General features: G+C 73.2%; 7 protein-coding genes. 3 read left to right on the top strand and 4 right to left on the bottom strand.

The genetic code is table 11. From position 1 onward, the window contains the following. From VF825_RS13490 to VF825_RS13480, 3 genes are all read left to right on the top strand, one after another. Positions 1-569 (top strand): M15 family metallopeptidase (locus tag VF825_RS13490; RefSeq protein ID WP_331114127.1); only part of this gene is annotated, 569 nt, incomplete at its 5' end. Positions 570-637: 68 nt separating this feature from the next. Next, positions 638-2,026 (top strand): MFS transporter, encoded by a 1,389-nt coding sequence (locus tag VF825_RS13485; RefSeq protein WP_331114125.1) that lies wholly within the window; start codon positions 638-640, stop codon positions 2,024-2,026. Positions 2,027-2,156: 130 nt separating this feature from the next. After that, on the top strand, positions 2,157-2,516 hold the full coding sequence (locus VF825_RS13480) for an RNA polymerase-binding protein RbpA (RefSeq protein WP_331114123.1): 360 nt from the start codon (positions 2,157-2,159) through the stop codon (positions 2,514-2,516). Between the two features lie 150 nt (positions 2,517-2,666). Here VF825_RS13480 and VF825_RS13475 read toward each other — a convergent pair whose 3' ends face one another. From VF825_RS13475 to VF825_RS13460, 4 genes are all read right to left on the bottom strand, one after another. Next, positions 2,667-3,134, bottom strand: a complete 468-nt coding sequence (locus VF825_RS13475; protein ID WP_331114121.1) for an FxsA family protein — start codon at positions 3,132-3,134, stop codon at positions 2,667-2,669. Next, the gene (locus tag VF825_RS13470; RefSeq protein ID WP_331114120.1) at positions 3,131-3,943 is read right to left on the bottom strand and encodes a polyprenol monophosphomannose synthase; all 813 of its coding nucleotides are present in this window, start codon (positions 3,941-3,943) and stop codon (positions 3,131-3,133) included. The genes VF825_RS13475 and VF825_RS13470 overlap by 4 nt, the downstream gene beginning before the upstream one ends. Further along, entirely contained in the window at positions 3,940-5,517 is a 1,578-nt protein-coding gene (lnt, locus tag VF825_RS13465) for an apolipoprotein N-acyltransferase (RefSeq protein WP_331114119.1), read from the bottom strand. The genes VF825_RS13470 and lnt overlap by 4 nt, the downstream gene beginning before the upstream one ends. 438 nt (positions 5,518-5,955) lie before the next feature. Beyond that, positions 5,956-6,360 (bottom strand): hotdog domain-containing protein, encoded by a 405-nt coding sequence (locus VF825_RS13460; RefSeq protein ID WP_331114118.1) that lies wholly within the window; start codon positions 6,358-6,360, stop codon positions 5,956-5,958. Positions 6,361-6,517 lie beyond the last annotated feature (157 nt).

Raw genomic sequence — 6,517 nt, 5'->3', positions numbered from 1 at the left:
TGCGCCAGGCCCAGGCCGACCAGCTGCTGGCCGCCGGGTCCGTGCGCGGGGCGCTGCTGCGCTCGCACGACCCCGAGGCGCGGGCCGCCGACAGCCGCCTCGCGGAGGCGCTGCGGTCCCAGGGCGTGCAGGTGCTCGGCGACCCCGGCACCCCGTGCCACGCCAGCACGTCGACCTACCCCAACGGGCAGATCCCGGCCTCGGCGCTGTGCCCCCTGTACGCCGCGCCGGGCAAGGGGCTGCGACCCGCGGCAGCGGCGGCGTTCAACGCGATGAGCCGGGCCTACGAGAAGGAGACCGGCTCGCCCCTATGCGTCACCGACGCCTACCGCTCCTACGCCGGGCAGGTCGCGGTGGCCGCCTCCCGTCCCGGCTTCGCGGCAGTCCCCGGCACGAGCAACCACGGCCTGGGGCTGGCCGTCGATCTCTGCGGCGGCGTGGAGAGCTTCGGCAGCAGCGCCCACTGGTGGATGCAGACCCACGCCCCGCTGTACGGCTGGTTCCACCCCGCGTGGGCCGAGCCGACCGGGGTGCTGCCCGAGCCGTGGCACTGGGAGTTCGCCCAGTGAGGCGTGCCATGGCCGGGACACGCGCCCAATGCAGGTGGCGGCGCAGCCCCGCGTGAGAGCCTGCGCCCATGACGAGCGCGCTGGACTCCGGTGTCGGCCGACGGGCCCGACGCGACACCCCGCACCAACGGGCGTGGTACTGGTACGACTGGGCCAACTCGGCCTACGTCACGACCACGCTGACCGTGCTGGTCACCCCCTACCTGACCGTGGTCGCCAAGGCGGCTGCCTGCCCCGGCCTGCCCGACGCCGCGACCTGCCGGGCCAACCTCACCGTCCTCGGTGTCCCCGTGGCACCGGGGTCGCTGGCGCTGTTCACCATCACGGTCTCCACGCTGGTCTCCGCCATCCTGCTCATCTTCGTCGGCGCCATCGCCGACCGCTCCCCCAGGCCGACCCGGCTGCTCGCCGGCTTCGCCTGGTCGGGTGCGCTGGCTGCCAGCGGCCTGTTCCTGGTCGCGGGCAGCAGCTGGCAGCTGGGGGTGGTGCTGCTCATCGTGGCCAACCTGTCCCTCGGCGCCTCGCTGGTGATCTATGACTCGCTGCTGTGCCGGATCGCCACTCCCGACGAGCGCGACCACGTCTCCAGCCGGGGCTGGGCGCTGGGCTACGCCGGCGGCGGGCTGCTGCTGGCGCTGAACTTCGTCCTGCTCAACGTGCACGACGCCGTCGGCCTGAGCCAGGGCATGGCCGTGCGGGTGAGCCTGCTCTCGGCCGGCCTGTGGTGGGGCGTCTTCACCCTCATCCCGGTGCTGGGGCTGCGCGACGTCCAGGGCACGACCGCCACCCCGGTCGAGCAGCAGTCCGGCGTCGTCGGCGGCAGCCTGCGGCAGCTCGCACGCACGTTCGCCGAGCTGCGCCGCTACCCCCAGACGCTGCTGTTCCTGCTGGCCTACCTGTTCTTCAACGACGGCATCCAGACCGTCATCGGCAGCTCCAGCCTCTACGGCATCGAGGAGCTGAAGTTCGCCCAGAGCACGGTGCTGGGCGTCTTCCTGCTCGTGCAGTTCGTCGCGTTCGGCGGGGCGCTGCTCTTCGGGCGGCTGGCCCGCTCCTACGGCGCATGGCGGGTCGTCCTGACCAGCCTGGGCGTGTGGACCCTCGTGGTCACCGTCGCCTTCTTCGTGCCGGCCCGGGCCCTGGGCGCCTTCGTGGCGCTCGCGGTCCTCATCGGCATCGTGCTCGGCGGCAGCCAGGCCCTGTCGCGCTCGCTGTACAGCCAGCTCATCCCGCGCGGCCGGGAGGCGGAGTTCTTCAGTCTCTACCAGGCGATGGAGCGCGGCACGAGCTGGTTCGGCACCTTCCTGTTCGGCCTCGTCTACCAGCTCAGCCACTCCTACCGGTGGGCGATCGTGGCGCTCATCGTCTTCTTCGCCCTCGGCGGCGTGCTGCTGTCGCGGGTGCGCATGGCCGAGGGCATCCGCGCGGCCGGCAACGAGCTGCCCGCCGTGGTCTGACTCACAGTCCCTGCACAACTTCGGATCCCGGGCGCTGAGCAGGAACATTGCGCCCGGTCCCGGCGTTGGAGCAGGTGATTCCCCCACGCACCACCTGTGCTGGCGAGCAACACGTTGGGAGACCTCCGACATGGCCGAACGATCACTGCGCGGTACCCGTCTGGGCGCCCTGAGCATGGAGACCGACGAGAACGTCGTGCCCAGCGAGCGCCAGCTCGTGAAGTACGTCTGCCCTGAGGGTCACGTCAGCGAGCTGCCCTTCTCGATCGAGGCGGACGTGCCGTCGAGCTGGGAGTGCCGCTGCGGCCTCGACGCCAAGCTGGTCGACGGTCCCGAGCCCGAGGCCAAGGCGGTCAAGCCCGCGCGCACCCACTGGGACATGCTGCTCGAGCGCCGCTCCATCCCCGAGCTGGAGGAGCTGCTGCAGGAGCGCCTGGCCCTGCTGCGCGAGTCCCGCGGCGAGAAGCCGCGCCGCAAGCGCTCCGCCTGACCTGAGCACCCCGCCGTCGCTCAACGGCCACGGTCCGACCCCACGCCACCCCCTCCGGCGTGGGGTCTGTGCTGTCCCCACCAGGTCTCGCCCCGGGCCGCCGTGGTGGCGGCGCCTGTCCCGTTCCGGTATGCCGTGCCGGTGGCGGGATCAGAGCACCTCACCCTCGATGGTGTCCCCGCCGGTGCCGCCCGCTCCCCCGGGCCCGCCCCAGCCGCGCAGCAGCCGGGCGGCCACGGCCCGTTCCAGCAGCCGGCGCGCCACCGGTCGGGTGATGGGCAGGACGAAGAAGAAGCCCGCGACGTCGGTCAGGAATCCCGGCGTGAGCAACAGGGTGCCGCCGACGAGGACCAGGGCCGCGTCGGTCAGCTCCCTGGAGGGCATCCGCCCGGTCTGCAGCGCCACGCGGAGCGCCTGCCACGTCTTCGAGCCCTCACGGCGCACCAGCCACGCGCCCAGGGCCGACTCCACGAGCAGCAGGAAGAAGGTCTGCCACCCGCCGATCGCCTTGCCCACGGCCACGATCACCGAGATCTCGGCGATGGGCACGACGACCAGGAGGATGAAGGCGATGGTCAGCCAGCGGGGCCGGCGCCGCCGCGGCGGGTGCGTCGTCACTGCGGCAGGCGGTGCCAGGTCGGCTCACGCCGGGTCAGGGCCCGCAACTGCCCGGCACGGTAGGTCGCGCCCCACGCGGTGATGCGGCGCATCGACTCGCGCACGATGTCCTTGCTCATCTTGGAGTCACCGATCTCGCGCTCGACGAAGGTGATCGGCACCTCCCGCACGGTGAGCCCGCGACGCACGGCGCGCCATACGAGGTCGACCTGGAAGCAGTAGCCCTGGGAGGCGACGTCGTGCAGGTCCATGAGCCGCAGCGCGGCGGCGCGGTAGACGCGGTAGCCGCCGGTGGCGTCGCCGACCGGCATGCCCAGCAGCGCCTTGATGTAGATGTTGCCGCCCACGCTCAGTGCCTTGCGCGACAGCGGCCAGTTGACCACCGTGCCGCCCGGGACCCACCGGGAGCCGAGGACCACGTCGGCGCTGCGCAGCGCCTCCAGCAGCGACGGCAGCTGCTCGGGCTGGTGCGAGCCGTCGGCGTCCATCTCCACCAGGGCGTCGTAGCCCTGCTCCAGGGCCCAGGTGAATCCGGCCAGGTAGGCGGCGCCGAGTCCCTCCTTGCCCTGGCGGTGCAGCACCCGGACGTGCTCGTCCACGGCGGCCAGGCCGTCGGCGACCTCGCCGGTGCCGTCGGGTGAGTTGTCGTCCAGCACCAGCACGTCGGCCTCGGGCACCGAGGCCCGCACCCGCGCGACGATGCGCGGCAGGTTCTCCCGCTCGTTGTACGTCGGGATGAGCACGACGACCCGGCCGATCGGGCCGCGGTCGGAGGAAGCGTCCGCGGTGCGGGGCGCAGGGTGGGTCATGTCCGTCCTTCACTGGTGGTGCGATCGCCCCGACTGTACCGGCGCAGCCCATGGCCTCCGCGGGCGAGCAGCAACAGCACCACGGCGGCGCAGGCGAGCAGCTCCGGCCACGCGCCGACCCGGTCGGCCAGGGTCAGGCCCGAGCGCACGGGCAGGGCTCCGGAGAGCAGCGCCGCGGTGAACAGCGTGGTGCGCTGGTGCGCGACGCCGTCGGGGGTGATCAGCGCGCTGACGCCGACCGTGGAGACGTGCACCACCGACCGCCCGTGCTCGACCGCGCGCACCCGGGAGATGGCCAGCTGCTGCTCGGACTCGTCGGTGTAGCCGAACGTGGCGTTGTTGGTCTGCACCAGCAGCAGGTTGGCGCCGTGGGTCACCGTGTCGCGCACGAGCCCGTCGTAGGCGACCTCGAAGCAGATGACCGGGCCCGCCGCGAGCGTGCCCGCTGCGCGGGAGGGCACCCGGAACACCGCCGGCGCCGGCCCGGGGACCATGTCGCTGCGGACGAGGTCGACCTTGTCGTTGAGGTGGCGGAAGAAGGAGCGGAAGGGGATGTACTCCGCGAACGGCACCGGGTGCTGCTTGACGTAGCGCTGCGTCACCCCCTGGCCGGGACGGTAGAGCAGGCTGGCGTTGGAGATCCGCGGGCTGGGCTCCTCCAGCACGGCGCCGACGACCACCGGCGCGGCGATGTCGTCCACCGCGGCGTTGATCACCGCCGCGGCGTCACCGTTGCGCAGCGGGTCGATGTCGCTGGAGTTCTCCGGCCACACGACCAGGTCGGGGTGCGGCTTGGCGCCGGCCCGGACGGACGCGGCTGCGGCGTGGGTGACGGTGGCGTGGTTGTCGAGCACCCTGCGCCGCTCGGCGTTGAACTCCAGGCCGGCCCGGGGCACGTTGCCCTGCACCGCCATCACCGGGGCGCGCGGTCCGTCGACGGGGGTGGGCACCAGGACCGGGGCCAGGGTCAGCGCCACGGCGCCCGCGAGCGCGGGCAGGGCCCCCAGCCACCCCGACACGGGTAGGCCGCGTCCCGGTCCCTCCCAGCGCAGTCGCGCGACGGCGGCCGCCAGCAGCCCGCCCGCGAGCGCCGTGCCGAACGTCACCGCGGGGGCGCCCGCCAGGGAGGCCAGGTGCAGCAGCGGGGAGTCGGCCTGGCTGAATGCCAGCCTCCCCCAAGGGAACCCGCCGAACGGGGTGGCCGAGCGCAGCGCCTCCTGGGCGACCCACAGCAGGGCCACGACGAGTGGGCGCACCGGGGCCCGGCCGCCCGGGGAGCGGGGGCGCTGCAGGAGGCCGGCAGCGGCACCCAGCAGCGCGACGTACAGGGCCTCGAGGACGCTGAGGGCCACCCAGGGCACGGCCCCGACGTAGATGCCCGACCAGGACAGCAGCGGCAGGAAGCAGGCGAGCCCGGCGACGAGGCCGACCAGGGCGCCCCGGCCCGGACCGGCCCCCCGCGTCGCGAGGGCCAGCAACCCGACGCCGACCGGTGCCAGCGGCCACAGGTCGTGGGAGGGGAAGGCGAGCCACAGGCCTAGTCCGGCGAACAGGGCGAGGGCATAGCGGTGCACGCGGCACACGCTAGGCCACTCACCCATGAGACACGGAAGGACCCGCGATGCCGTTGGGACCAGCGCCGACCCGACAGGCTGCCGGGGCGGGCTGTTGTCTACTAAGCACGCGGGTCCTACCGTCGTCCGCCTCCACCCCTCCGGGTGGGCACCGGGCGTACACAGCGCCGTGGGTCTGGAATGCGTGGCGGCTGCGCGCGCAAGCCGCCAGGGACCCCGTCAGCTGTCTCCTACCCCGTCCCCCTGGTGATGCAGATCCGTGTCGGACAACCCCACGGAATCTACCCAGTCCTCGGGTGCTGTCAACCCCGTGTTCACCTGCGCAAACGCGCGTTGCCGCAGGTCGGCGCGTTGGGCGAATCCGCAGTGTTGACAAGGATTTGGGGATGTCCCCGGCGTGTCGCGCGGGACACGCCGGGGACGCCTCGGGCCGGTGTCTCAGCTGGCGGGCGGGACGACCACGACGCCGCGGGCCGTGGTGGCCACGACGGGCTCGGCGAAGGCGTCCGCAGCGGACTCACCGCGCTCCGGGTTGCCCCGGGCGACGACCCGCACGGCGAAGCTCATCTCCCGGCTGCGGGTGCCCACCCGCTCGAGCCGGGCCTCGATCTCGATGCAGTCGCCGGCGCGCACCGGGGCGAGGAACTGCACGTCGCTGTAGGAGGCGAACAGGCCCTCGTCACCGTCGGTGCGGATGCACAGCTCGGTGGCGACGTCGCCGAACGCCGCCAGGGAGTAGGCCCCGTCGACGAGGTTGCCCGCATAGTGCGCGTGGCTGTAGGGCACGTAGCGCCGGTGGGTGACGGTGGTGCCGACCTGCTCGGGCGTGGCACGGGGGCTCATCGGGCGTGCTCCTTCTTGTCGGCCAACATGTGCACGAGGTAGGACGCCACCTCGCCGGGCGTCGTGCCCTTGCCGAAGATGTGGTCGACGCCGAGCTTGCCGGCCGAGCCCTCCTCGAATCGCGGGCCGCCGGCGACGAGCAGCGGCACCTTGCCGG

Origin of the sequence: Oryzihumus sp. (genome assembly GCF_036391795.1) — a bacterium.
GTDB lineage: Bacteria > Actinomycetota > Actinomycetes > Actinomycetales > Dermatophilaceae > Oryzihumus.
This window is presented reverse-complemented; position numbering and strand designations above follow the sequence as displayed.